General features: G+C 70.9%; 16 protein-coding genes, 1 tRNA gene and 5 pseudogenes. 8 read left to right on the forward strand and 14 right to left on the reverse strand.

Annotated elements, in window-relative coordinates; translation table 11 throughout:
- Positions 1–10: 10 nt before the first annotated feature.
- A complete protein-coding gene (locus QBL21_RS30600) occupies positions 11–1,345 on the reverse strand; it encodes a 3-oxoacyl-ACP reductase (protein ID WP_407565473.1) in 1,335 nt (444 codons plus the stop codon).
- 108 nt (positions 1,346–1,453) lie between these two features.
- Here QBL21_RS30600 and QBL21_RS30605 point away from each other — a divergent pair, with 108 nt between their 5' ends.
- Both QBL21_RS30605 and QBL21_RS30610 read left to right on the forward strand, forming a co-directional pair.
- Positions 1,454–2,854 (forward strand): acetyl-CoA C-acetyltransferase, encoded by a 1,401-nt coding sequence (locus QBL21_RS30605; protein ID WP_407565474.1) that lies wholly within the window; start codon positions 1,454–1,456, stop codon positions 2,852–2,854.
- Between the two features lie 25 nt (positions 2,855–2,879).
- Positions 2,880–4,793, forward strand: coding sequence for an AMP-dependent synthetase/ligase (locus tag QBL21_RS30610; RefSeq protein WP_407565475.1), 1,914 nt, complete (start codon positions 2,880–2,882; stop codon positions 4,791–4,793).
- Between the two features lie 378 nt (positions 4,794–5,171).
- Here the strand turns inward: QBL21_RS30610 and QBL21_RS30615 are convergent, their stop codons facing one another.
- The 4 genes and pseudogenes from QBL21_RS30615 to QBL21_RS30630 form a co-directional block, all read right to left on the reverse strand.
- Positions 5,172–6,134, reverse strand: coding sequence for a hypothetical protein (locus tag QBL21_RS30615; protein WP_407566616.1), 963 nt, complete (start codon positions 6,132–6,134; stop codon positions 5,172–5,174).
- Between the two features lie 150 nt (positions 6,135–6,284).
- Positions 6,285–6,398, reverse strand: a pseudogene (locus QBL21_RS30620) (DUF2510 domain-containing protein); the annotation flags it as partial.
- A gap of 145 nt (positions 6,399–6,543) precedes the next feature.
- On the reverse strand, positions 6,544–7,068 hold the full coding sequence (locus QBL21_RS30625; RefSeq protein ID WP_407566617.1) for a DUF6351 family protein: 525 nt from the start codon (positions 7,066–7,068) through the stop codon (positions 6,544–6,546).
- Positions 7,069–7,153: 85 nt separating this feature from the next.
- Positions 7,154–8,710: pseudogene (locus tag QBL21_RS30630) on the reverse strand (DUF6351 family protein); the annotation flags it as partial.
- 238 nt (positions 8,711–8,948) lie between these two features.
- Between QBL21_RS30630 and QBL21_RS30635 the strand changes: the two are divergent.
- Positions 8,949–9,024, forward strand: a tRNA-Arg gene (locus QBL21_RS30635).
- Between the two features lie 1,403 nt (positions 9,025–10,427).
- Here the strand turns inward: QBL21_RS30635 and QBL21_RS30640 are convergent.
- Positions 10,428–10,769: pseudogene (locus QBL21_RS30640) on the reverse strand (NUDIX hydrolase); the annotation flags it as partial.
- Here QBL21_RS30640 and QBL21_RS30645 point away from each other — a divergent pair.
- A pseudogene (locus QBL21_RS30645) lies at positions 10,751–11,865 on the forward strand (tyrosine-type recombinase/integrase); the annotation flags it as partial. The pseudogenes QBL21_RS30640 and QBL21_RS30645 overlap by 19 nt on opposite strands.
- Positions 11,866–11,967: 102 nt before the next feature.
- Here the strand turns inward: QBL21_RS30645 and QBL21_RS30650 are convergent.
- From QBL21_RS30650 to QBL21_RS30665, 4 genes and pseudogenes are all read right to left on the reverse strand, one after another.
- On the reverse strand, positions 11,968–12,432 hold the full coding sequence (locus QBL21_RS30650) for a hypothetical protein (RefSeq protein ID WP_407565476.1): 465 nt from the start codon (positions 12,430–12,432) through the stop codon (positions 11,968–11,970).
- Positions 12,433–12,455: 23 nt separating this feature from the next.
- Complete coding sequence (locus tag QBL21_RS30655) at positions 12,456–13,118, reverse strand: polymorphic toxin-type HINT domain-containing protein (protein WP_407566618.1); 663 nt, start codon at positions 13,116–13,118, stop codon at positions 12,456–12,458.
- A gap of 56 nt (positions 13,119–13,174) precedes the next feature.
- Positions 13,175–14,905: pseudogene (locus tag QBL21_RS30660) on the reverse strand (RHS repeat domain-containing protein); the annotation flags it as partial.
- Positions 14,906–15,185: 280 nt separating this feature from the next.
- Positions 15,186–16,112, reverse strand: coding sequence for an HAD family hydrolase (locus QBL21_RS30665; protein ID WP_407565477.1), 927 nt, complete (start codon positions 16,110–16,112; stop codon positions 15,186–15,188).
- Positions 16,113–16,351: 239 nt separating this feature from the next.
- Between QBL21_RS30665 and QBL21_RS30670 the strand changes: the two genes are divergently transcribed.
- Positions 16,352–16,930: a dihydrofolate reductase family protein gene (locus QBL21_RS30670; protein ID WP_407565478.1), complete on the forward strand. Its 579-nt coding sequence runs from the start codon at positions 16,352–16,354 to the stop codon at positions 16,928–16,930.
- A 155-nt stretch (positions 16,931–17,085) separates the two neighbouring features.
- On the forward strand, positions 17,086–17,841 hold the full coding sequence (locus tag QBL21_RS30675) for an SDR family NAD(P)-dependent oxidoreductase (RefSeq protein WP_407565479.1): 756 nt from the start codon (positions 17,086–17,088) through the stop codon (positions 17,839–17,841).
- 44 nt (positions 17,842–17,885) lie between these two features.
- On the opposite strand, the gene QBL21_RS30680 is transcribed toward QBL21_RS30675, so the two are convergent.
- Positions 17,886–18,275, reverse strand: a complete 390-nt coding sequence (locus QBL21_RS30680) for an ester cyclase (RefSeq protein WP_407565480.1) — start codon at positions 18,273–18,275, stop codon at positions 17,886–17,888.
- 144 nt (positions 18,276–18,419) lie between these two features.
- Between QBL21_RS30680 and QBL21_RS30685 the strand changes: the two genes are divergently transcribed.
- Positions 18,420–18,992, forward strand: a complete 573-nt coding sequence (locus QBL21_RS30685; RefSeq protein WP_407565481.1) for a TetR/AcrR family transcriptional regulator — start codon at positions 18,420–18,422, stop codon at positions 18,990–18,992.
- Here QBL21_RS30685 and QBL21_RS30690 read toward each other — a convergent pair.
- Complete coding sequence (locus tag QBL21_RS30690; protein WP_407565482.1) at positions 18,964–19,995, reverse strand: saccharopine dehydrogenase; 1,032 nt, start codon at positions 19,993–19,995, stop codon at positions 18,964–18,966. The two genes, QBL21_RS30685 and QBL21_RS30690, sit on opposite strands and share 29 nt — an antisense overlap.
- Before the next feature lie 35 nt (positions 19,996–20,030).
- Here QBL21_RS30690 and QBL21_RS30695 point away from each other — a divergent pair, with 35 nt between their 5' ends.
- Entirely contained in the window at positions 20,031–20,657 is a 627-nt protein-coding gene (locus QBL21_RS30695) for a TetR/AcrR family transcriptional regulator (RefSeq protein ID WP_407565483.1), read from the forward strand.
- 33 nt (positions 20,658–20,690) lie between these two features.
- Here QBL21_RS30695 and QBL21_RS30700 read toward each other — a convergent pair whose 3' ends face one another.
- Complete coding sequence (locus QBL21_RS30700) at positions 20,691–21,302, reverse strand: glyoxalase (protein ID WP_407565484.1); 612 nt, start codon at positions 21,300–21,302, stop codon at positions 20,691–20,693.
- A gap of 174 nt (positions 21,303–21,476) precedes the next feature.
- On the reverse strand, positions 21,477–22,058 hold the full coding sequence (locus QBL21_RS30705; protein ID WP_407565485.1) for a TetR/AcrR family transcriptional regulator: 582 nt from the start codon (positions 22,056–22,058) through the stop codon (positions 21,477–21,479).
- Between the last annotated feature and the right edge of the window lie 118 nt (positions 22,059–22,176).

The raw sequence follows: 22,176 nt of genomic DNA on the forward strand, positions 1-22,176 counted from the left end.
GGTCTCCACCTCACGCCCCCAGCAGCGACTGGCCGCACACCCGCAGCACCTGTCCGGTCACCGCGCCGCTCCCGGGCGCCGCGAAGTACGCCACCGCCTCCGCCACGTCCACCGGCAGGCCGCCCTGCTTCAGGCTGTTCATGCGGCGGCCCGCCTCCCGGACGACCAGCGGGACCGCCGCGGTCATCTGCGTCTCGATGAAGCCGGGTGCGACCGCGTTGACCGTCACGCCGCGCTCGGCCGCCGCGGGGGCCGCGGCCCGGACGTAGCCGATGAGACCCGCCTTGCCGGCGGCGTAGTTGGTCTGGCCGACGTTGCCCGCGATGCCGCTGATCGAGGAGGTGCACACGACGCGGCCGTCCGCGCGCAGCAGGCCGTCGCCGAGGAGGCGGGCGGTGAGGGTCTCGACGGCGGTGAGGTTGACGTCGAGGACCGCCGCCCACTGGTCGGCGCCCATCCGCCCGAGCGTCTTGTCGCGGGTGATGCCCGCGTTGTGCACGACGACGTCGACGCCGCCGTGGTGCTCGTCCAGGTACGCGGCGAGCCGGTCCCCGGCGTCCGGGGCGGTGATGTTCAGCTCCAGCGCCCCGCCGGCGACCCGGGCCGCCACGCGCGCCAACTCCGCGCTCTGCGCGGGGACGTCCAGGCAGACCACCCGCGCCCCGTCGCGGTGCAGCGTCTCGGCGACCACCGCGCCGATCCCCCGCGACGCGCCCGTGACCAGCGCCGTCCTCCCGGCCAGCGGCCGCTGCCAGTCCGCCGTCGCGGGCACCGGCGCCGTGCCCGTGACCCGTAGCGCCTGCCCCGAGACGTACGCCGAGCGCGCCGACAGCGCGAAGCGCAGCGTCGACTCCGCCCCGCCCTCGGCGCCCGGCGCGACCAGCAGCAGGTGCGCCGTCGCCCCGTTCCGCAGCTCCTTGCCCAGCGATCTGACGAACCCCTCCAGCGCCTGCTGCGCCGCCGCCTCCCCGGGGGCGGCGGTGTCCTCCGGCGGCGTGCCGGTGACCACGACGCGCCCGCAGGGGGCGAGTTCGCGTATCCGGGGGTGGAAGAAGTCGTGGAGCGCGCGCAGTCCGGCGGAGGAGTGGATGCCGGTGGCGTCGAAGACGAGCGCCCCGGTACGTCCGGGCGCCTCGGCCACCACCTGTGCGCCCGCCGCGTCCAGCAGCTCCCGCAGGGTCTTGTGCATCCGGCCGCCCGCCGCGCCGCCGAGCACGACGGGCCCGCGCACCGCGGGCTGCCCGGGCCGGTAGCGCTCCAGCGGCGCGGGCCGCGGGAGGCCGAGCCGCCTGGCGACGAAGGCCCCGGGGCCGCGGCTCGTGAATTTCTGGTAGCGATCGGCCATTGGATTTCTCCCTACGCCTGAGTAAGTTTACTCCGGAGTAAGGAAGCCTAGGAACTGAGCCCCCCGCAGCACAAGAAGCCGCGGGGAAGCCGGGGATGGAGCGCAGCGATGACGACACCAGCGAAGCCGGGCGGGCGCGGTGGCGATGGCAGCGGCGGCGATGGCAGCGGCGGTGCCAGTGGCGGCGGTGGCGGTGGCGGCCGGGCGGGCGCGCGCCGCGTCGCGATCGTCGGCGGCAACCGGATCCCCTTCGCCCGCGCGGACGGCGCGTACGCCACCGCGGCCAACCAGGAGATGCTCTCCGCCGCCCTCGACGGCCTGGTCGAGCGGTACGGCCTCGGCGGCGCCCTGCTCGACGAGTTCGTCGCCGGCGCCGTGCTCAAGCACAGCCGCGACTTCAACCTCGCCCGCGAGGTCGTGCTCGGCAGCAGGCTCGACCACCGCACCCCTGCGTACGACGTCCAGCAGGCGTGCGGCACCGGCCTGGAGGCCGTGATCCTCGTCGCCAACAAGATCGCCCTCGGCCAGATCGACGCCGGCGTCGCCGGCGGCGTCGACACCGCGAGCGACGCGCCCCTCGGCCTCCACGACGACCTGCGCCGCGTGCTGCTCCACGCCCGGCGGCAGAAGACCCTCGGCCGGCGCGTCGCCGCCCTCGCCGGGCTCCGCCCGCGGCACGTCGTCCCCGACATCCCGCGCAACGCCGAGCCGCGCACCGGGCTTTCCATGGGCGAGCACGCCGCCCGCACCGCCCGCGAGTGGCGGGTGCCGCGCGCCGCGCAGGACGAGCTGGCCGCCACCAGCCACCGCCGGCTCGCCGCGGCGTACGACGCGGGCTTCTTCGCCGACCTGCTCACACCCTTCCGGGGGCTGGACCGCGACCAGAACATGCGCCCCGACTCCACCCCCGAGAAACTGGCCCGGCTGGGGCCGGTGTTCGGCGCCGCGGACCCCGACGCCACCATGACCGCCGGCAACTCCACCCCGCTGACCGACGGCGCGGCCACCGTGCTGCTGGCGAGCGAGGAGTGGGCCGCCGCGCGCGGGCTGCCCGTGCTGGCGTACCTCACGCACGCGCGCACCGGCGCGGTCGACTTCGTCGACGGCCCGGACGGGCTGCTGATGGCGCCCGCGTACGTCGTGCCGCGGCTGCTGGCCGACGCCGGGCTGGAGCTGGCGGACCTCGACCTGTACGAGATCCACGAGGCGTTCGCCTCCCAGGTGCTCGCGACCCTCGCCGCGTGGGAGGACCCCACGTTCTGCAAGGAGCGCCTGGGCCAGGACGGACCGCTCGGCGCCGTCGACCGGGACCGGCTGAACGTCGCCGGCTCCTCGCTCGCCACCGGGCACCCCTTCGCCGCCACCGGCGGCCGGATCGTCGCGACGCTGGCGAAGCTGCTGCACGAGCGGGCGGCGGCGCGTACGGACGGCGCCACCGCGCCCGTACGCGGCCTGATCTCCGTCTGCGCCGCCGGCGGCCAGGGCGTCACGGCCCTGCTCGAAGCCTGAACCTCCGCTACCAGAAGGAGCGAAAGTGGGCGTACGAAAGGATCTCAGGACCGCGCAGAAGCGCTCGGACCTCGCCGAGCGCGCCCCCGTCGACGTGACCACCGAGGACGGCGTCGTCCGCCAGGCCGCCGTCCCGCGGCTCGCCGCGCCGCCCCCCGCCCGCGGCAGCGCCATCGCCGACATCCCGTACACCAACGCCGCCGAGGACCCCGGCGCGGCCGTCATCCGCCGCAAGACCGGCGGGCGTTGGGTCCCGGTCACCGCCGGCGCGTTCGCCGACGAGGTCACGGCGGTGGCCAAGGGCCTCGTCGCCGCCGGGCTCGAACCCGGCGGCCGGGTCGCGATCATGTCCCGTACGCGCTACGAGTGGTGCGTGCTGGACTTCGCCGTCTGGGCCGCCGGCGGCCAGTCCGTACCCGTGTACCCGACCTCCTCGGCCGACCAGGTCGAGTGGATCCTGCGCGACTCCGGCACCCGCTTCCTCGTCGCCGAGACCGCCGCCAACGAGCAGACCGTACGCACCGCCGCCGCCGGCCAGACGCGCGTCTGGCAGCTCGACGCGGGCGGGCTCGACGAGCTGAAGGCGCTCGGCCGGGACGTACCGGACGGCGAGGTGGCCGCGCGCCGCGCCGCCCTCACCCCCGGCACCATCGCCACCCTCTGCTACACCTCCGGCACCACCGGCCGCCCCAAGGGCTGCGTCCTCACCCACGGCAACCTGCACGCCGAGGCCGCCAACAGCGTCGAGCTGCTGCACCCCATCTTCAAAGAGGTCACCGGGCGGACCGCGTCCACGCTCCTCTTCCTGCCGCTGGCCCACATCCTCGGCCGTACGATCCAGATCGCCTGCCTGTCCGCGCGCATCGAGGTCGGCCACTGGCCCTCGATCAAACCCGACGAGCTGCGCCCGGAGTTCAAGGTCTTCAAGCCGACGTTCCTCGTCGGCGTCCCGTACCTCTTCGAGAAGATCCACGACACCGGCCGGGAGATGGCCGAGAAGCTCGGCCGCGGCTCGTCCTTCGACCGCGCGGACCGCATCGGGGTGCGCTTCGGCGAGGCGCACCTGAACAGGTTCCTCGGCGCCGGCAAGGGCCCCGGCCTCGGACTCTCCCTGGCGTGGGGCCTGTACGAGCTACTGGTCTACCGTCGCATCCGCAAGGAGCTGGGCGGAAAGCTCAACTACGCCATCAGCGGCGGCTCCCCGCTCGACCGCAACCTCAACCTCTTCTTCTACGCCGCGGGCATCGTCATCTACGAGGGCTACGGCCTCACCGAGACCACCGCCGCCGCCACCATCACCCCGCCGCTGCGCCCCCGCCCCGGCACCGTGGGCCGGCCGCTGCCGGGGACGGCAATACGGATCGCGGACGACGGGGAGGTGCTGATCAAGGGCGGCATCGTCTTCGGCGAGTACTGGCGGAACGCGGCGGCGACCGGGGAGGTGCTGGCCGACGACTGGTTCGCGACCGGCGACCTCGGCGCGCTGGACGACGACGGCTACCTCACGATCACCGGGCGGAAGAAGGACATCCTCATCACCACCGGCGGCAAGAACGTCTCGCCCGCGGTGCTGGAGGACCGGCTGCGCAGCCGGCCGCCGGTGGGGCAGGTGCTGGTCGTCGGCGACAAGCGGCCGTACGTGGCGGCGCTGGTGACGCTGGAGCCGGCGGCGGTGGAGCACTGGCTGGCGGTGCGCAAGCGGCCCCGGGACACCCCGGTCGCGGAGCTGCGGGACGACCCGGAGCTGCGGGCGGAGGTGCAGCGGGCGGTGGACTACGCGAACGAGGCGGTGTCGCGGGCGGAGTCGATCCGCCGGTTCGCGATCGTGGCCGGGGAGTTCACGGAGGAGAACGGGATGCTGACGCCGTCGCTGAAGGTGAAGCGGCACGCGGTGGCGGGGGCGTACGGGGCGGAGATCGAAGGGCTGTACGAGGGGTGAGGGGGGCGGCGGCGGGGCCGGCGGCGGGAGGCCAAGGGACGGCGCGGGACGGGGCGCGGGGCCGGTGGCGGGGCGCCGGGGACGCGGGCCCGGCGTTGCGGCGCGGCGGGGGCGCGCTCGTAGGACGTGCGGCGGGGGCGCGCTCGTGGAAGGGTGCCCGGGCCGTATGAAGCCGGCGCGGACGGCCCGTCGGCGCCGCCGGCGCGGACGGTGCCCGGGGTCGTGCGTGCACGACCCCGGGCGCGCCGCACGGCGGTCCGGAGGTGTCCGCCGTGGTCCCGGTCGCGGCGTCCGAGCCGCGGTATCCCGACCGTGACAGGGTCGGCCGCGGCGGGTCAACCGCCGCGGCCCGACCGCGGTTCGGGTGACCGCCGCGGGTCACCGCCGGGCGAAGCTCGCCGGCTGGCCGCCCCCGCCGGGCAGGCCCGCGCCGCCCTCGGACTCCTCGATGCCCTCGGTGATCTCCTCCAGCTCGTCCAGCGCCGGCGCCTTGTCGCCGATGTCGAACCCGGCGCGTAGGAGGACGAGGGTGTCCGGGTTGGCCGGGGACGGGAACGCGAGCGACTGCACGTAGCCGTCGTCGCCCTCCTTCGTCACGACCTTCCAGCGCACCAGGTAGCCCTTCTCGCCGGCGACCTCGACCTCGCCGGACTCCACCTCGTCGTGCGAGGTGATGCCGCCGTACGCCTCGTCGCCGTAGGACGCCTCCGCGTTGGGCTCGATGTCCTTCTCGGCGATGCTCTTCGGGCTGGTCGCGTCGATGCCGAGGGCGAGGGCGGGCGCGGAGTTCACCCCGCCGCGTACGCAGGTGTCCTTCGGCGACGTCGGGCACTTGTACTCGCCCACCGACACCGAGGCGCCGATCTGCCCGGACTGCCCCTTCCAGCCGTCCGGCACCGGGATCTTGATGCCGCTGGCCAGGTCGGTGGCGAAGCCGTCCTCGGTGGGGACCTCCATCGGCGGCTGGCCGCCGTCGGGGTTGCCGGGGTCCTGCTCGCCGTCCTCGGGGTCCTGCGGCCGGGGCGACTCGCCGGGCCCGCCGCCCGAGCCCCCGCCGGAGCCCCCGTCGGGCCCCTCGCTGGGGCCGGGGGAACGGCGCTCGCCGTCCGGTCCGTAGACCACCGGCCCGCCCCCGCCTGCCCGGTCGCCGTCGTCGTCGTCGCCCCACAGCGCGTACCCGCCGGCTATGCCGCCGCCGACGAGGGCCGCGGCGGCCACACCGATGGCGATGCCGAGCGCGAGCGGTCGCCGCCCGGCCCAGCGCTTCCTGCCGTCCGGACCCTCGGCACCGAGCGGTCCTACGGCGCCGCCGGATATGACCTCCGTGGGCGCCCCGTGCATGCCGCCGGGCGGAGCGTCCTGCGGGGGCGCCCCGGGGACCGGGGGCGCCGCGGGGACCGCGGGCCCGTCCGGACCCTTGGCCCCGCCGGCGGACCCGTCGGCTCCGGTGGCCCCTTCGGGGGTCTGCGCAGGGACATCTGCGGCGACAGCAGCGGGCCTGACCTCGTCCGTCCAGCGTTCACCGTCCCACCTCCGCTCCCTCGGCGACTCGGCGTCGCTGCGGTCCGGGTCGGGATACCACCCTTCAGGTGCCAATCCAGTCATGTAGGCAGGTTATCGAGGCTCCCTGAGAAGCGGATGAGAGCGGTCTGAACCTTCTGCCCGTCCAACTGCTCAAACCCTCAGAAGAAGACCCGGGCGGAGGCCGCAGGCGAAGGCCGGAAGCATAGGGCGGAGGCGGAGGCGGAGGTCAGAAGGAGAGCCAGGTCCCGGCCAGGCCCTGCTGCCCCACCCCCGCCCGGGAGTAGTCGCAGACGCCCCGGTCGAAGACGTCCCGCAGCCGCCGCCACTCGGCGTCGGTCCACGTCACGCCGTACTCGCTCGCGTACGCGTGCCGCCGCGGCGGCTGCGTACGGCACTTGATCACGTCCGTGGCGATGTCCTCGCCCGCGACCTCGCGCGGGAAGGAGTGCGACGGGTAGAGCCGCTCGCAGGTGCTGTCCGGGTCGCGGTCCAGCGCCTCGGCGACGAAGCGGGGCTCGGCGTCGCGGGTCAGGCAGCCCTCGCGCAGGTCCGCGGGCCGGGCTGCCGTGATCTTGTCGATGCGCGGGGCGGCGGAGGTGTCGGCGGCGAGGTCGGTGAGCCAGCGGTCCATCATCGTGAGGGAGTGCCGGACGAGCGGGCTGGCGGTGCTCTGGCCGCCGTAGCGGTTGTCCTCCAGCAGGCTGACCATGTTGGCGGCGGTGCCGTTGGCCTTCACCAGCCGCTCGCGCATGGACAGGGAGTAGTAGCGCAGGTGGGTGTCGCCGCGGGGGGGCGTCGTCCACGTAGGCGCGGTACTCGATGATCGGCACGTCCGCGAGGCCGCCGCCGCCGTTGGTGAGCCGCCCGGTGCGGTACGCGATGCGGGTGGCGGCCGGGTCGGCGGTGGTGCGGGCGTCGACGATGCGGGCGTCGTGGTCGTAGCCGCCGATCCGCTCGTTGAGCTCCAGGAACTGCCGCTTGTCGATCGTCCCGACGGCGAGGGCGCCGAGGCCGTACTGCACGCCGACGTTGTCGAGCGGGCGGCGGGCGAAGCCGGTGCGGGGGTCGGGGCCGTAGACGTTGATCGCGTGGTCGTAGAGGTCGCAGCGCGCGCCGCGGGGGTTGGTCTCGGGGTCGTAGCGCAGTTCCTCGGGCAGCACGCCGCAGTTGCCGCGCGGGTCGATGCGCGCGGCGTCGCCCTGGGTGCCGGTGGCGACGGCGTACGAGGCGAAGCCGGTGACGGCGCGCTTCTGCTCCTCGGTCCAGGCCAGGCCGGTGTCCCCGGCGAAGTACTCGGTGAGCAGGCGGGTGTCGGTGACGCGGTTCGTCATCGCGAAGCCGACGTCGGGGAAGGAGCAGGCGGGCAGGATGCCGTCGAGGATGCCCGGGTAGTTGTCGACGATCTGGTACGCCTGGTACGAACCGCCGGAGCAGCCGAAGCCGATGGTGTGGTCGACGGGCCCGTACGCCTCGGTGAAGCGCTCCTTGACGGTCATGGCGGTCTCGGCGGCGGTGAGGTCGTGGCAGTTGGCGCCGAAGACGTTGAGGGACGACGACATGACGGCGTACCCCCGGCCGAGCATGAAGGGGTCGGTGACGCCGCCGGTGGTGTTGCCCTGCCGGTACCAGCCGCCGATGCAGCCGCCGCCGAGGGTGTAGACGGCGCGGCCGTTCCAGCCGGCGGGGCGGGTGCGGGGATCGGGGGCGGGCTCGGCGAGGGGGTCGTGGAGGATCGTGGACTGGTAGATGCCGCGGTTGGCGGTGCCGGTCTCCATGCGCACGATGAACGGGACGGTGCGGCCGGTGGAGGTGGTGGTCCGGGAGAGGTCGGCCGGGTAGGCGGTGGCGCCGGCGGGCCAGTCGGTGTAGACGCCGGCGGTGTTCCGGTAGAAGTAGTCGACGCGGGTCCGCACGGAGCAGTCGGCGTCGAGCGGGGCGCCGAGGGTGCCGCCGACGACGGGCAGCCGGAAGGTGTCGGTCTCGCAGACGAACGGCTGCTGGTGCGGACCGGAGAAGACGGGGCCCTGCGCGGGGTGGCCGGTGAGCGTGAGCCGGGCGGTGCGGTGGCCGGGGGCGGAGGCGGTGACGGTGTTGCGCCCGTCGCGTACGCCGCCGACCAGGCCGGAGACGGCGCGGGGGGCGCCGGGTCCGTCGGGGGCGAAGAGCGGGGTGACGTCACGGCCGTTGAGCCGGACCCGGACGGCGCCCGGGTCGGGAGCCTCGACGCGGAGCAGCGCGTCGCCGCCGGTGACGGAGTCGGCGCGGCCGGAGAGCACGTCGATGTCGATCCGCTGGGTGGGCTGGGATGCGGCGGCGTGGGCGGTGAGGGGGAGGGCGAGCAGGGCGGCGAGCGCGGCGGAGAGGGGGACGAGCAGGGCACGGCGTGGGCGCATGCAGGAGTCCTCCGGTTCGTTGCGGTCTACAACTTGACCGTACGCGTTCAACCCACCCCGGAAAAGACACCACGTCGCAGCACGCACGCGCCCCGCACCCCGGCAGGCGAAGGACCCTCCGACCCGCCACACTCGGGACCGCCACCCGAAGCCCGCACACCCCCCTCCCCACCGCAACCGCCCCCACCCCACCACCCGCTACACTGACGCGGGTGGCCCAACCCTTCGGGCCCGCCCCGCCTCCGTAGCTCAGGGGATAGAGCACCGCTCTCCTAAAGCGGGTGTCGCAGGTTCGAATCCTGCCGGGGGCACCAACCTGCGACGCATGAACCCGCAGCCCGGCACGGCTCTGCGCAGGGAAGCCTCACTGCCTACGGCGCATACGGATGACGCCCCGAGGCAATGCCCCACCCTTGAGGTACGCGACAAAGCCCAGGCCAGGCGCATACGCACCCAGAGGGCACCGACCCGCTCCTGATCGCAGGTTCGAACCCTGCGAGAGCGGTCACTCCCTCCGCAGCCCCGCCGAGTCCGTCACCCGACCCGGCAACGGCGACGAGCCACCCCGTTGCGCCGCGCCCGTCCGCTGACGTCGCCGTCGACTACTGCCGTCAAGATCTGCTGAAGGCCCAACAGGCACTACCTGTTGGGCCTTCAGATTTGCGCTCACGACATCTAGAAGCTGGGCAGCGCTACCGCACTCTCGAATGCATGCCGAACTTTCTCAGAACACCCACTCACAGACCCTTCTAAGATCTAGCTGCTGAGCGTACAAGGATCACTAGCCTTGCCGGAGAGTTTCCAGTTCACGAATCGGGAAGGCGATTCCACCCCAAGCCTTTGAATATTCGGCAGTGCTGCCACAACGAACGAGCACATCGTCAGCCATGACCACGACGCTGCGAACAAATTCTCGGACGTCAACCCGCCCGCGCCATCGCAGACTGCCACCGCTCCAGCGGCGAGACTCTGATTCCATGTCCGCGAATTGGACGACCTGCAAGTACGCCTCTTCGTCTGCTCCCGTAAGGAACAGAAAGGTACCCGCGGGCTCGGCAGGAAGGAAGGCTGTTGCCGAGCTTGACCCCAGTCGGAGGTCGACGGCCGCTTGTATTACAGAACGGAGACCATCTCCAACGTATGTGGTGTGCACTTCGATAGTCTCTCGCGGAAAGCATAGAACGAGGTCGGCCGAGCCGGTCCGCACCATCTTCCAATGCAGAGAAAATTGTTCCATTTCCATCACCTAGGATAGGCGGTACGTAGAGATCCGTCTGGATTGAGGATAACCTCGACGCTAGCTTCACCTCGGGATCCAACAGGGTAGCCGAAATCGCGTGTGTGAATTGTTCCGTCGCGAGGGCGCCCGGCTGCATCGGGGGTATTTCGCCGTCCTGGCGTTTTTGCAGTATCCTCGATCAACTCTCCAATTTCATCCAGATCCGCATAATTGGAGAAAGTTGTGTTTCCCGGTGTCACGCCTGGACCTCCATCTACGTGCTCGTCCAGCACGTGTTGCCACCCATCCCCATTAAAGAGATTGCAGTTGTTGTTGTGAACGAGGACCGGCGTGGCCCCCGCCAGCACATAGTACGTGTGCCGCGTGGCTCCATCTACCTGCTTTTATGCAGGTCAAGCGCAGTTTGCTGGTCCGGTGAAGTGCGTGGGTGTCCGTGGTTGTCCGGGGTTGTTGCCGTCGCTACTGCCGTCAGACGGTTCAGCCCAGGTACGGCTTCTCGCGCTGTTCCAGGAAGTGCTGGAGCCTGAGTCGTTGGGTGTGGTGCATCGGCAACTCCTCGATCTCTTCCGGCGGTACGAACCGGAGTTCGGTGGACTCGTCGGAGATTGCCAGCCGGCCGCCGGTGATGCGGGCGGTGAAGCAGACGTTGAACTGGCGGCGGACCTCGCCGTCGGTGTAGGCGATGATGTGTTTCGGGTCGGTGTAGGTGCCGACCAGGCCGGTGATCTCGACGTCGAGGCCGCTCTCTTCCTTGACTTCGCGGACGGCCGTGCCTGGCAGGGAGTCGGTGAGGTCCATGGAAGGAAGCCCTGGGCATGCTCACCAAGAAGATCGCCGCGAGCAACCTCGGGCTGCCCGTCGCAGTATCCGACTGCACCGTGAGCGACTACCTGACGTACTGGCTGAACAGCATCGCCGTCCACCAGGTCCGGGAGAACACCCACACCCGCTACGCCGCCTGCATCCGTCTCCACCTCATCCCCGGCCTCGGCGCGAAGAAGCTCGCCCGGCTCACCGCCCGCGACGTCCGCACCTTCCTCGACCACCTCCGCGTCGCCTGCCAGTGCTGCGTACATGGACGGGGCACCGCCCGGCACTCCTGCTGCGCCATCGGCCAATGCTGCGACAAGAGGCTCTCGCCACTGACCGTGACCTACGTCCACTCGGTCCTCAAGTCCGCACTTGAGCACGCCGTCCGCGAAGACGACCTGCCCCGCAACGTCGCCCGAAACATCAAGACCCCCGCGCCCCGCCCCCGGCGCTTCAAGCCCTTCACCGCGAGCGAGGCCCGGCAGTTCCTCCAGGCCGCCAGCGGCGACCGGCTTCACGCGCTGTACGAACTCGCCCTGCGCACCGGCCTCCGCAAGGGCGAACTCCTCGGCCTGCACTGGGAAGACCTCGACCTCGACGCGGGAACCGCCGCCATCCACCGCTCCCTCCAGCGCACTCACACCGGCGGCCTGACCATCCTGCACACCAAGACCCGCGCCTCTGAACGCCGTATCGCACTGCCCACCGACTGCATCAACTCTCTCAAGATCCACCAGGAGAGGCAGCAGGAAGATCGTCAGGCTGCGGGATCACGATGGGCGGACAACGGTCTCGTCTTCACCACCCCGGTCGGCAGGCCCTTCGATCCCACCAACCTCACACGCCGCTTCCGCCACCTCCTCGAACGCGCCGGCCTTCGAGTGATCCGCTTCCATGACCTCCGGCACTCGACCGCCACCCTCCTCCTGGAGCAGGGCATCGACCTCTCGTGATCAAGGAGTTGCTCGGCCACGCCCACATCGGCGTGACGGCCGGCGTCTACGCCCACGTCCGACTCCGCCTCCAGCGCCAAGCCATCGACAGCCTCGGCGAAGCTCTCAGCCCTGGCAGCGACGGCCCCGACTTCCCACCCGTCGTCCGCTGACGTTGCCGTCACCGTTGCCGTCAAACGCCCGTAGAGGCCCCGCTGGAAAACTCCAGCGGGGCCTCTACATTTCAATCCCTATCGCCTTCGAAGGCAGGTTACCTACTCCGACGAGATTCGCTGGATAACTGGGTTTTCCGACAATTCAGGAATCTCTGCAACCAACCGCGAATGCGCTTCCCGAAGGAATCGAAGAACTTCACCCACGAGCTCTTCACGTCCCACGGCTCCGTGCATTGGATGCTTCGATGAACTCACCGCAACCAGATCGCCATCTTGACGCAGATGAATCACCTCTTCGCTTTCAGTGAAACCGAATGCGGCATCTTCACCTGACGAGATCCGCTTCACCGCACTAGAGAGAGACAAGGCCAGATCGACGAGAGTCACAAATCTCTTCTTTGAGACGATCTCAACGTCGCCAACCATCAGTTCGAAATTCACCCCGAAGCACTTATAGCGGAGGTCCATTTCGCTGATCGCGACCGGATCGCCCTGCTTGGCAGCGTCCCAGGTCTTGGTCCAGGCTGAACCCGACTCCGGGAGGTAGAAGGAGAGTTGAATCACGCTTTTCCTCACTTGCTACTCACTTAGTACGGAAACGCCGTCACGACTTTTCCGTCGTTAACGATTACGCGGACACCGGTTAGCTCGCCTCCACCATTCGCCGGGCCCGCCCTCCCGACAGGGGTTCCGAAATCCCACTCGTAGATTTGACCAGGCCGCGCCTCGCCTGTAACAGGATCCGGCGTATTGGGCTTCGGCGTTCCCCGGTTGATAGTGTCGGCTATTCGCTGGCGAACGTGCTTTGCCTTACCGGTGAAGATCCCAGCGGCATCGTCCACCAGTGCACCTCCAGGCCTGTGACGGTCCACGATGTGCTGCCAGTCGCCGTTTTCCAGCGCCGCAGTTCCACACAGGCCATTCGAATTGTGCACCAGGACCGGCGTCTCGCCCGCCAGCACATAGTACGTGTGCTTGTCGCTGACGGTCAGATTGTAGACGGTGGTCTGGGTGGTCCAGCGGTTGATGGCTGTGATCTGGATGTGGGTGTCGGCGCTGGTCCACAGCCACTGGCCGTTCTCAAGGTCGGTGGCGTCGATCCATTCGCCGAGTTCGGGTACCCAGAAGGGGTGGCCGTCGGTGGCGGTGACGGTGGCGGTTTTCTTCCCCTGTTTTCCGTCGAGGTCGATGGTGATCTCGACCAGGTTCTTGGAGCCGGTGCCGATGATCTCTGCTGTGACGGTTTCGATGCTGGTCTCGCCGGTTTCGGGTCGGTGGCGAGTACCTTGTCTCCGACCTTTACGTCTTCGATGGGTTTCGTGGTGCCGTCGGCCATCAGAACCGGTGTGCCGGCGGTAAAGATGTTGCTTTCACATGAAGGAGACTTGGAGCCTGCTTTGGGGTCCGCTTCGTCGGCCTTCCTGGCCTTTTTCGCGTCCCGAATCTTGTCGGTTATCTGCTTGCCGAATTTGAGTACGCCCTTGAAGCTCTTGGTCCATGGAGTCTCCAGGGCAGCACCCAAGCAAGCCATGCTGAACCCAAGATCTTTAGCACATTGCTTTATAGCTCCAATATCCGGCTCGATCATGTCGGACAACTCGCTTAGTGGCTCCTCCAAGAAATGGCCGAAATCGGGTAGTGCTCGAGATATGCAGTCGGCGCCCCCGCACGACGCCGGGGCGGCTGTGAAGGTTGCCTGGGCTGCGGGCGTGCCGCCTCCTCCGCCGCTTCCGCCTCCACCGCCGCTTCGGCTGGAGTTCCTGTGCTGGACGGCGCGTTCTACCGTCTCCTGGATGAGGTCGATGATGCCTTTCCAGAAGAGGCCGGTGGGGTCGGCGTGGGTGATCGGGTTGTTGTTGGCGTAGGCGTATCCGTGCCACTGCTGGGGGTCGGTGAGGTCCATCAGTGGGTCGACGGAGATGAATCTGCCGGTTGTCGGGTCGTATTCGCGTGCGCCGAGGTGGGTCAGGCCGGTGGTGGTGTCGTTGGTGCCGCCGACGAAGCCCTTGCTGCCGGGCCAGTCGGCGGGTTCCTGGCCGCGGGGGTTGCCGAAGGGCAGTTCCCGGCGGCGTTGCAGGTCCGTATTCGCCGCGTTGATGGCGAGTTGGCCCGTGCCGTGGTGGTCGGCGATGGTGAACCAGACGCTGCCGTCGTCTTCTTGGACGGCTTGGTGGCCGTCGCCGAGTTCGTAATAGCGGGTGGCCTGGGCCTTCGTGGCGCCCTTGGGGAGGGTGACCTCGGTGTGGCCGAGGTAGAGGGTGGTCTCGGTGGGGGTGCGGCCGATGAGGCGGTTGCCGTCGGCGTCGTAGAGGTATGAGGTGCTCTTCGTGCCGCCGGTACCGTCCGGTTCGGAGAGCGAGGCCAGGTGGCCCTCTGCGTCCCAGGTCAGGTTCTGGGTGTTTCCGGCCAGGGTGCGGGTTTTCGTGTTGCCGGCTTCGTCGTAGGTGTAGCTGTCGGTGCTGGTGCCCGACGGGCCGGTGCTGGTCACGTCGGTGAGGGTGTGGGGCTGCGGCTGGCCGGGGGTGGGGTAGCTGTAGGTGTACTCGGTGTCCTGGGCTGCGCCGCCGGGTGCGGTGTGGTCGGTGTGGGTGGTGCGGTTGCCGGCCTTGTCGTAGGTGAAGGACTGCCAGTACGCCGCCGGGCCGCCCACGATGCCCGGGGACGGTGCCGTCTCGCAGTTCTCGTCGGCTTCGGTCCAGGCTTCGGTCATGCGGCGCAGGTAGTCGTAGGTGAAGCACTGGTTGTCGGTGCCGGTGCGGTTGACGTCCGAGACCGAGGTGATGTTGCCGGTCTCGTCGTAGGCGTAGGTGGCGTACTTCTCGACACCGGGGACGTTCTCCCGGTCCACGCGGGAGTTCTTCAGGCGCTGGGTGCCCCACTCGTAGGTGTTGGTGATCCTGGCGCGCCGGCTGCCGTCGCTGGCGGCCAGGTCGTACTGCATCGGCTGACCGGTGTTGCGGTAGGCGGTGATGGACGAGCTGCCCCAGGTCCCGTACGCCTTGGTGGGCCGGAGGATGTCGTCGTACGCGAAAGTCATGCCGCCGCCGGGCAGTGACCCGGCCGCGGAGTAGCTTTCCCCCTGGACGAGGCCGTTGGGGTGGTAGGAGGTGCCGGCCTGGTAGGTGCCTGCCAGGGCTCCTTCCTTGGCAGGGATGGTGACGGCGGTTCTGTACGGCCGGTAAAGGTGGTCGTAGGCGGTGACCCGGGAGGTGTAGGCGGCGCCGTCTTCGTAGCGGGTGGAGGTGGCGAGCTGTCCCTTGGCGCCGGCGATGGTGTCGTAGACCCACTGGGACCGCAGGGTTCCCGTCGGTGAGTCGTTACGCAGCTCGGTCTTGCGGCCGAGACCGTCGTAGATGTGGGCGAGTTTCACCCCGCGGGCGTCGGTGGTCGTGGTGAGCTGGCCGCGGTCGTCGTACGTGGAGGTGGTGGTGCCCTTGTCGGGGTCGTTCGTCGTGGTCTGCCGGCCGAGCTGGTCGTAGCTGTAGGACCATTCGTTGCCGGCGGGGTCGGTGAACGTGGCCAGCTCGCCTCGGGGGGTGTAGGCGTAGCGGGTGGTGTCGTAGGCGGCCTCGGCCGCGCGGGCGTGGTGCTGGCGCAGTTCGGTGGTCTGGCCGCGGGCGTCGGTCAGCGTGGTGGTGGCGGTGCCGCCTTGCGGCGGGATGACGGTGGTGCGGTCGCCGTGGTAGCTGGTGGTCGTGGTGGCGAGGATCCGGTGGGGGTGGTCGGCTCCGTTGCCGGAGATCTGCTGCTCCTTGATGACGCGGCCGAGACCGTCGTAGCCGAACCAGGTCTGGGTCCAGCCGCTGTGCCAGCAACAGCCCGTCCGGTGCAGGCTTGGGGCGGTCTACCTCATCGCCGGCGACGACCGCCTCGAACCGCATGTCGATCCCGGCGGCGGCGAGCATGCTCGTCGCCACTCGCCGCGTGGCCGCGGTGAACACGCCGAGCCGCAGTCCCGCGTCGGTGAGGTCGTCGAGGAGGGCCGGGATGCCGGGGAAAGGGCGCAGCTCGGCGATCGCCGGGTCCAGGTGCGCGTGGAAGCATTCCACCTCGGCGGGGCCGCATGCGCGGCCGAGAAAGTGTGCCAGAACCAGTTCCGTGTGGCCGACGTGCCAGCCGGCCACCACCTCATCCGGCGTGACCGGCGGGCCGCCTAGCGATCGAATCGCTTCGGCGTAGGCCCGGGACACCGTGGGGACGCTGTCCACGAGCGTCCCGTCCATATCGAAGACAACTGCACGCATGGCTCCAGATGCTGACCAGTTGGTCTCGTTCGACGCCAGGGCCACTTCGCGGTCACTGGCTGCGTTCGACCGGTGCTGGGGCGGCTGAGGGTGGGACTGCGCCCACCAGGACGGGCAGCCCGGGCCGCGCTGCACCCGGTCGCCTGCGCCGAGCGTGTTGTCGTTTCTGTCCAAGACGGCCGCTGCGGCCGCGATCTAGCCTGGCCCCGCAGCTCGCCCGATCATGAGGAGACAGCGCCATGCGTGACCTGGTCTACACCGCCTTCATATCGCTCGACGGCGTCGTGGACTCGCCCGGGGGCGGGCCGGGGGAAGAGCACCGCAGCGGCGGTTGGGTGGTCGAGGATCTCGAGTTCGTCCCGGAAGCCTGGTCGCTGAAGGGCGAGGAACTCGCCGACACGACGGCGTTGATGTTCGGTCGCCGCAGCTACGAGGCGTTCGCGCCGGTCTGGCCCGCCTCGGAGGACCACGCCGACTACAAAGAGCTGCCCAAGTATGTGGTGTCGACCACCCTGTCCGACGACGACCTCGTCGACGGGTGGGGGCCGACGACCATTCTGCGGTCGACCGAGGACGTCGCCGCGCTCAAGGAGGGCGAGGGCGGCGCGATCTTCATCCACGGGAGCGCGGAGCTGGCCCGGCGGATGTCGGACGCGGGCCTGGTCGACCGGTACCACCTGCTCGTCTTCCCCGTGCTGCTCGGTGCCGGGAAGAGCCTGTTCGGCCGGGCCGACCGCGACAAGCAGATGCTGACGCTCCGGGAGTCGGAGAGCTATTCGAACGGGATCATGAAGCTGGTCTACGACGTCAAGCGCTGATCCACGGTTCGCCCGTGGCCCGCCGGCCGGGCCGGCAGCCGTGGTGACCAGTCCTGCCAGACCTGCGGCGAACCCGGTGCTCGCACGAGTCGGCGCGGCAGCACCTCCGCCGTCGTATCTGGTCGCACATGCGCCCTCGAATTATCTTGATCCGCATGACACCTACAGCGAGTGCGGGCGCCGCCTTGATCACCGGGGCCTCCCGGGGCCTGGGAGCCGTCATCGCCCGCCGCCTCGCGGCCGACGGGCACCCGGTCGCCGTCAACTGCCGGACGGGCACCGAGGCGGCTCGCCAGTTGGTGGCCGACATCCGTGCGTCGGGCGGGATCGCCCAGGCTTTCCCCGCGGACGTCACGGACGAGACGGCCGTCGCGGATCTCGTCCGTGACGTCACCGTCGGCCTCGGGCCCGTGGCCACCCTTGTCGTCAACGCGACGGGTCCGCAGCCCGAGCAGGATCCGACCGAGGTGGCCTGGGAGGCGCACCTCGACCAACTCGCCTTCTTCGTCAAGAGTCCTACGCTGCTGATGCAGGCCGTGCTGCCGGCCATGCGGGACCGCGGTGGTGGCAGGATCGTTCAGATCGGCTCGGACGTGCTGGAGCGCGCCCTGCCGGAGATGTCCGCGTACGTGGCCGCCAAAGCCGCCCAGCATGCGCTGACCGAGTGCTGGGCCCGCGCTCTGGGGCCGCACGGGATCACCGTCAACACCGTTGCCCCGGGCTGGATCCCGGTAGAGCGGCACGCCGATGCGACCCCCGCGTCCCTGGCCGCGTACGCCGCCGACGTGCCCATGGGGCACATGGGCCGGCCGGAGGACGTCGCCGCCGCCGTGTCCTTTCTCGCCTCTTCGGAGGCGGGTTTCATCACGGGCGAGCGCATCAAGGTCAACGGTGGCCACACGCTCGGCTGAGAGCGTCGCCCGGAGGCCAGTGGGCCGGTCTGTGGCCGCGGGGCCTACGACGGGGGTGTGAGGGCTGCGGTCATGGCCGGGCCGTCTACGTACGAGTGCTTTTCGAGGACCTCGCCGTCGCGGACCAGGACGAAGTCGGCCAGGTCCACTGCGACCTCGTTGCCCGCCGCGGAGGTGCCGGTCATCGTCATGCGGGCTGCCCAGAAGTCGTCCCCCACGCGCAGGGCGAGGAGGTGGAACGTGAGGTCGGGGACGAGGGCGAAGGTTTCGGCGGCTGCGGTGCGGATGGCTTCTCGGCCCTGGGCGGGGGGTTGGCTGGAGTGGAGGTGGAAGATCGAGTCGGGGGTGTGGAGGGCCGCTATGCGGGCGGGGTCGCGGGCTTCCCAGCAGGCGTGGTAGCGGTCGAACAGGTCGCGGGTGGCGTTCGTGTCCATCGGCCGGCCTCCGTGACGTAAACAAACAGGCTGTTTGTTTTTAGCTTGGCAGGGGGCCGGCGCGGCCGTCAAGGACGGTGCCGCGTGCCCTTATAGGCTGGCGCTGATATGGCCGGTGATCGCCGTACCCAGGCAGAGCGCTCCGTGGCGACGCGGCAGGCGCTGGTCGCGGCTGGGCGCGAACTCTTCGGGCGGCTCGGCTACGGAGCCGTCAGCACCGTGGCGATCGCCGATGCCGCCGGGGTGAGCCGGGGGGCGATGTACCACCAGTTCGCCGACAAGCGGGACCTCTTCGAGGCGGTCTTCGAGGACGCCGAGCGCGCGCTCGTCGTGGAGATCGGCGCGGCCGTCTCCGCTTCGGGTTCGACCGATCCGATCGACAACCTGATCGTCGGCTGCCTCGCCTGGCTCGACGCCTCCGCGGATCCGGCGGTGCAGCGCATCGTGCTGCTCGACGCGCCCGCCGTGCTCGGCTGGGCGCGGTGGCGGGAGATCGAACTCCGGCACACCATCGGGCTGCTGGAGTCGACGCTCTCCGTCGCCGTCGCGGCCGGCCGGATCCGTACGGAGGCCGTTCAGCCGCTGGCGCTCGTCCTCGTCGGGGCGCTGGACGAAGCGGCCCAGTACCTCGCCCACGGCGGGGACTCGCCCCGCGACGACGCCGTCATCAAGTCGATCATCCGGCAGCTCATCTCCGGCCTCGCGTCCACACCCTGACCCCGTCCCCCGCCAGCCGCTCCGGCAGACCGGCCAGCGGCGGCAGTTGCTCGACGTGGTGCACGCCCGCGGGCAGGCCGGCCGTGAGCAGTTCGCGGGTGGTGTACGCGGCCACCAGGCCGGTGACGTGGCTCTGTTCGCTGCCGGTGAGGGCGAGCGCCGCGTGCGCGTCGCCGCGGTGGGCGTCGGCCCGTAGCGCGAAGCCGTCGCCGCCCAGGTGGACCCTGCCGAACGCCGCCGTGAGCAGGCGCGCCAGCCCCGGGCGGTGCGCGGCGCGCAGTGCGCCCGTGCGGCGCAGGGCGAAGAGGAGGGCGGTGAGGGTTCTGGAGTCCAGGCACAGGCGCGTCGTCGCCTCCGGGATGCCGAGCGTACGGCGCAGGGTGTGCTGGTCGGAGAACGGGAACGGGTGCGCGGTGCGTACTCCGTAGCCCGGCAGGCCCGTTCGCCGCGCGCCGGCGGGCACCTGCTCGGCCAGGCCCGCCACCGTCCAGCGCACCGCGTCCGTGCCGTGGCGTGCGCCGGAGCCCAGGAGCACGGTGACGTCGAGGCGGGCGGCGCCGCCGACCGCCTCGTGGGCGCGGCGGGCGAGGAGGTTCGTCAGGCCCGGGGCCACGCCCACGCTCAGGACGGCCGTCGCCCCCGTGCCGAGCGCCACCTCGTGCAGCGCGCCCGCCGCTTCCAGCACGCGGGGCGTGGCCCCCACGTCCACCACGTGGATGCCCTGTTCCAGGCAGATCCTCGTGATACCCGCGTCCGGCGGCTCCACGCACAGCACCACCGCGGTGACGTCACCCATGTCGGCCAGTAGCCGCCGGAATTCGTGCGGGTCGGCCACGTCCGCCCGTACGCCGCCGAGGCTGCGGGCGCGGGCCCCGTCGCGGCCGGCCGGGAGCACCCGGCCCGGGAACCACTCCCCCAGCCGCGCCGTCACCGTCGCCCCGACGGCCCCGTAGCCGCCGGCCACCAGCACGCGGCCCGCGCCGCCGGATTTCGCTGTAGTCACACTACAATGAAACCAGACCGGAGAGAGGAAGCGCCGTGACCGCCCGCATGACCCGCGCCGAGAAGACCCGCCGCACCCGGCAGCGCATGCTCGACGCCGCCGCCCGCCTCTTCGCCGCGCACGGCTGGACCGCCACCACCGTCGAGGACATCGCCAGGGCCGCCGAAGTCGGCGTGCAGACCGTCTACTTCACCTTCGGCAGCAAACGCGCCCTCGTGAAGGAACTCCTCGACACCGCGATCGCCGGCGACACCGACCCCGTCGCCACACTCGACCGCCCCTGGGCCCGCGAGGTCCTCGCCGAGCCCGACCCCGCCGCCCAGCTCGCCCGCCAGGCCGCCGGTGCCCGCGCGATCCTGGCGCGTACGGCGGAGGTCTTGGAGGTCGTACGCGGCGCGGTCGGCGCGGATCCCGAGCTGGCCGGGCTGTGGCGGACGTACGAGCAGCAGCGGCACACCGTCCAGCTCCGGTTCGCCGAGGCGCTGGTGGCCAAGGCCGGCGGCCTGCGCGACGGCCATGACGCCGCGTCGGCCGCCGACGTCGCGCTCGCCGTGCTCGGTCCGGAGACCTACGGCCTGCTCGTCACCGGCCGCGGCTGGCCGCCCGCGCGCTGGGAGCGGTGGGCGGCGGACTGTCTCGTACGCCAACTCCTGCTGCCCTGAGCGCGGGCCGCCCGTGCTCACAAGCCGCCCGCGTTACGAAGGCGCCACCCACTCGAAGCCGTCCGGGTCGGTGAACGCCTCGGTCTCCGCGACGATCTTCAGCCGGTGCGAGCCGGAGCCCTCGGGCGGCACGCCCGCGACCTTGGCGAGGTCGGCGCGCTTGTAGAGGGAGAAGGCGACCGGGGCGGCCGGGTCGGCGAACTCGACGTACTTGCCGCCGTAGCTCTTCGTCGCCTCGAAGCCGCGGTCGACGTAGAACTGCTTGCTCGCCTTCACGTCCTCGACCGCGAGCTGGAGCACGATCTGCTCGATCTTGCCGGTGGCCGGGCCGGAGTCCTTCTTGGACTTGGACGCCACCGTCCAGACCGTGCCGTCCGGGGCCTTGACCACGCCGCCGTAGCCCCACAGGGACTTCTTCGGCGGCTTCACGGTCGTGGCGCCGGCTTCGACGGAGGTGTCGACGAGGGCGTTGGCGTCGGCCGGCTGGCCGACGATCAGCGACATCGTGAAGCCGCGGAAACCGGAGGTCGGCTCCTCGGACCCCTGGACCCGCACCTGGCCGTCCATGGCGAGGCCGGAAGTGTAGAACTGCTCGGCGGCGTCGGGCTCGGCCGCCTCGATGATCACGTATTGGATTAATGCCATGGCGGTCATGTTAGGCGCGGCGGGCGGTGCGCAGGCGGCACTCGGGCGCGTGCCGCGCGTTGGGCGCCGGGGGCGGCGGGGGTGCGGCGGACCGTCAGGTGCGAGGGGGCCAGGTCAGGTGCGCGGGGGGCGGGTCGATGAGCGGGGAGGGCGGGTCGATGAGCGGGGGCCGGGTCAGGTGTGCGGGAGGTCCGCCGGGAGGATCGCCGCCGCCGTCTCGCGGGCGTACGTGGCCGGGGCGCTGCTGCCGGAGATGGCGGCGAAGGTGAGGGAGCCGGCGTACAGGATCAGGAAGCGGTTGGTGACCGCGTCCGGGTCGGGGGTGCCGGTGGCGGCGATCAGGCCGCGGAGGTACGCGCTGACGGCGAGCTGGTGGTCGCGGACCGCGGCGGCGGCGCGGCTGCTGTCGGCACCGATCTCGTTGAAGGCGTTCGTGAACGGGCAGCCGCGGAAGCCCGGTTCGCCGAACCACCAGTGCAGCCAGTCGAAGACCGCCAGCACCCGCTCCCGCGGCAGGCCGGTGGCCTCCTTGGCGACGAACTCCTCCAGCGCCCCGCGCACCCGGAGGTCGCGGTGCCGCAGGTACGCCTCGACCAGCTCGTCCTTGGAGGCGTAGCAGTGGTAGAGCCGCTTGAGGGAGACGCCGGCGGCGTCGCGGATCCGGTCCATGCCGACAGCGCGGATGCCGTGGGTGTAGAAGAGTTCGTCGGCGGCCTCCAGCACGCGCTGCCGGGCGACCTCGTTGTCCGCATCCATGTCCGCTGCTCCGTTCCGCCCGCGTTCCCGCCGCTGCGCCGTCACGCCGCTCCCAACGTACCGGCGCTGTCCCGATCCAGTCTCGGCGTTGTCCAGCCACTTGAGAACGCCCGTTCTC

This window comes from Streptomyces sp. 184 (assembly GCF_045781775.1).
GTDB lineage: Bacteria > Actinomycetota > Actinomycetes > Streptomycetales > Streptomycetaceae > Streptomyces.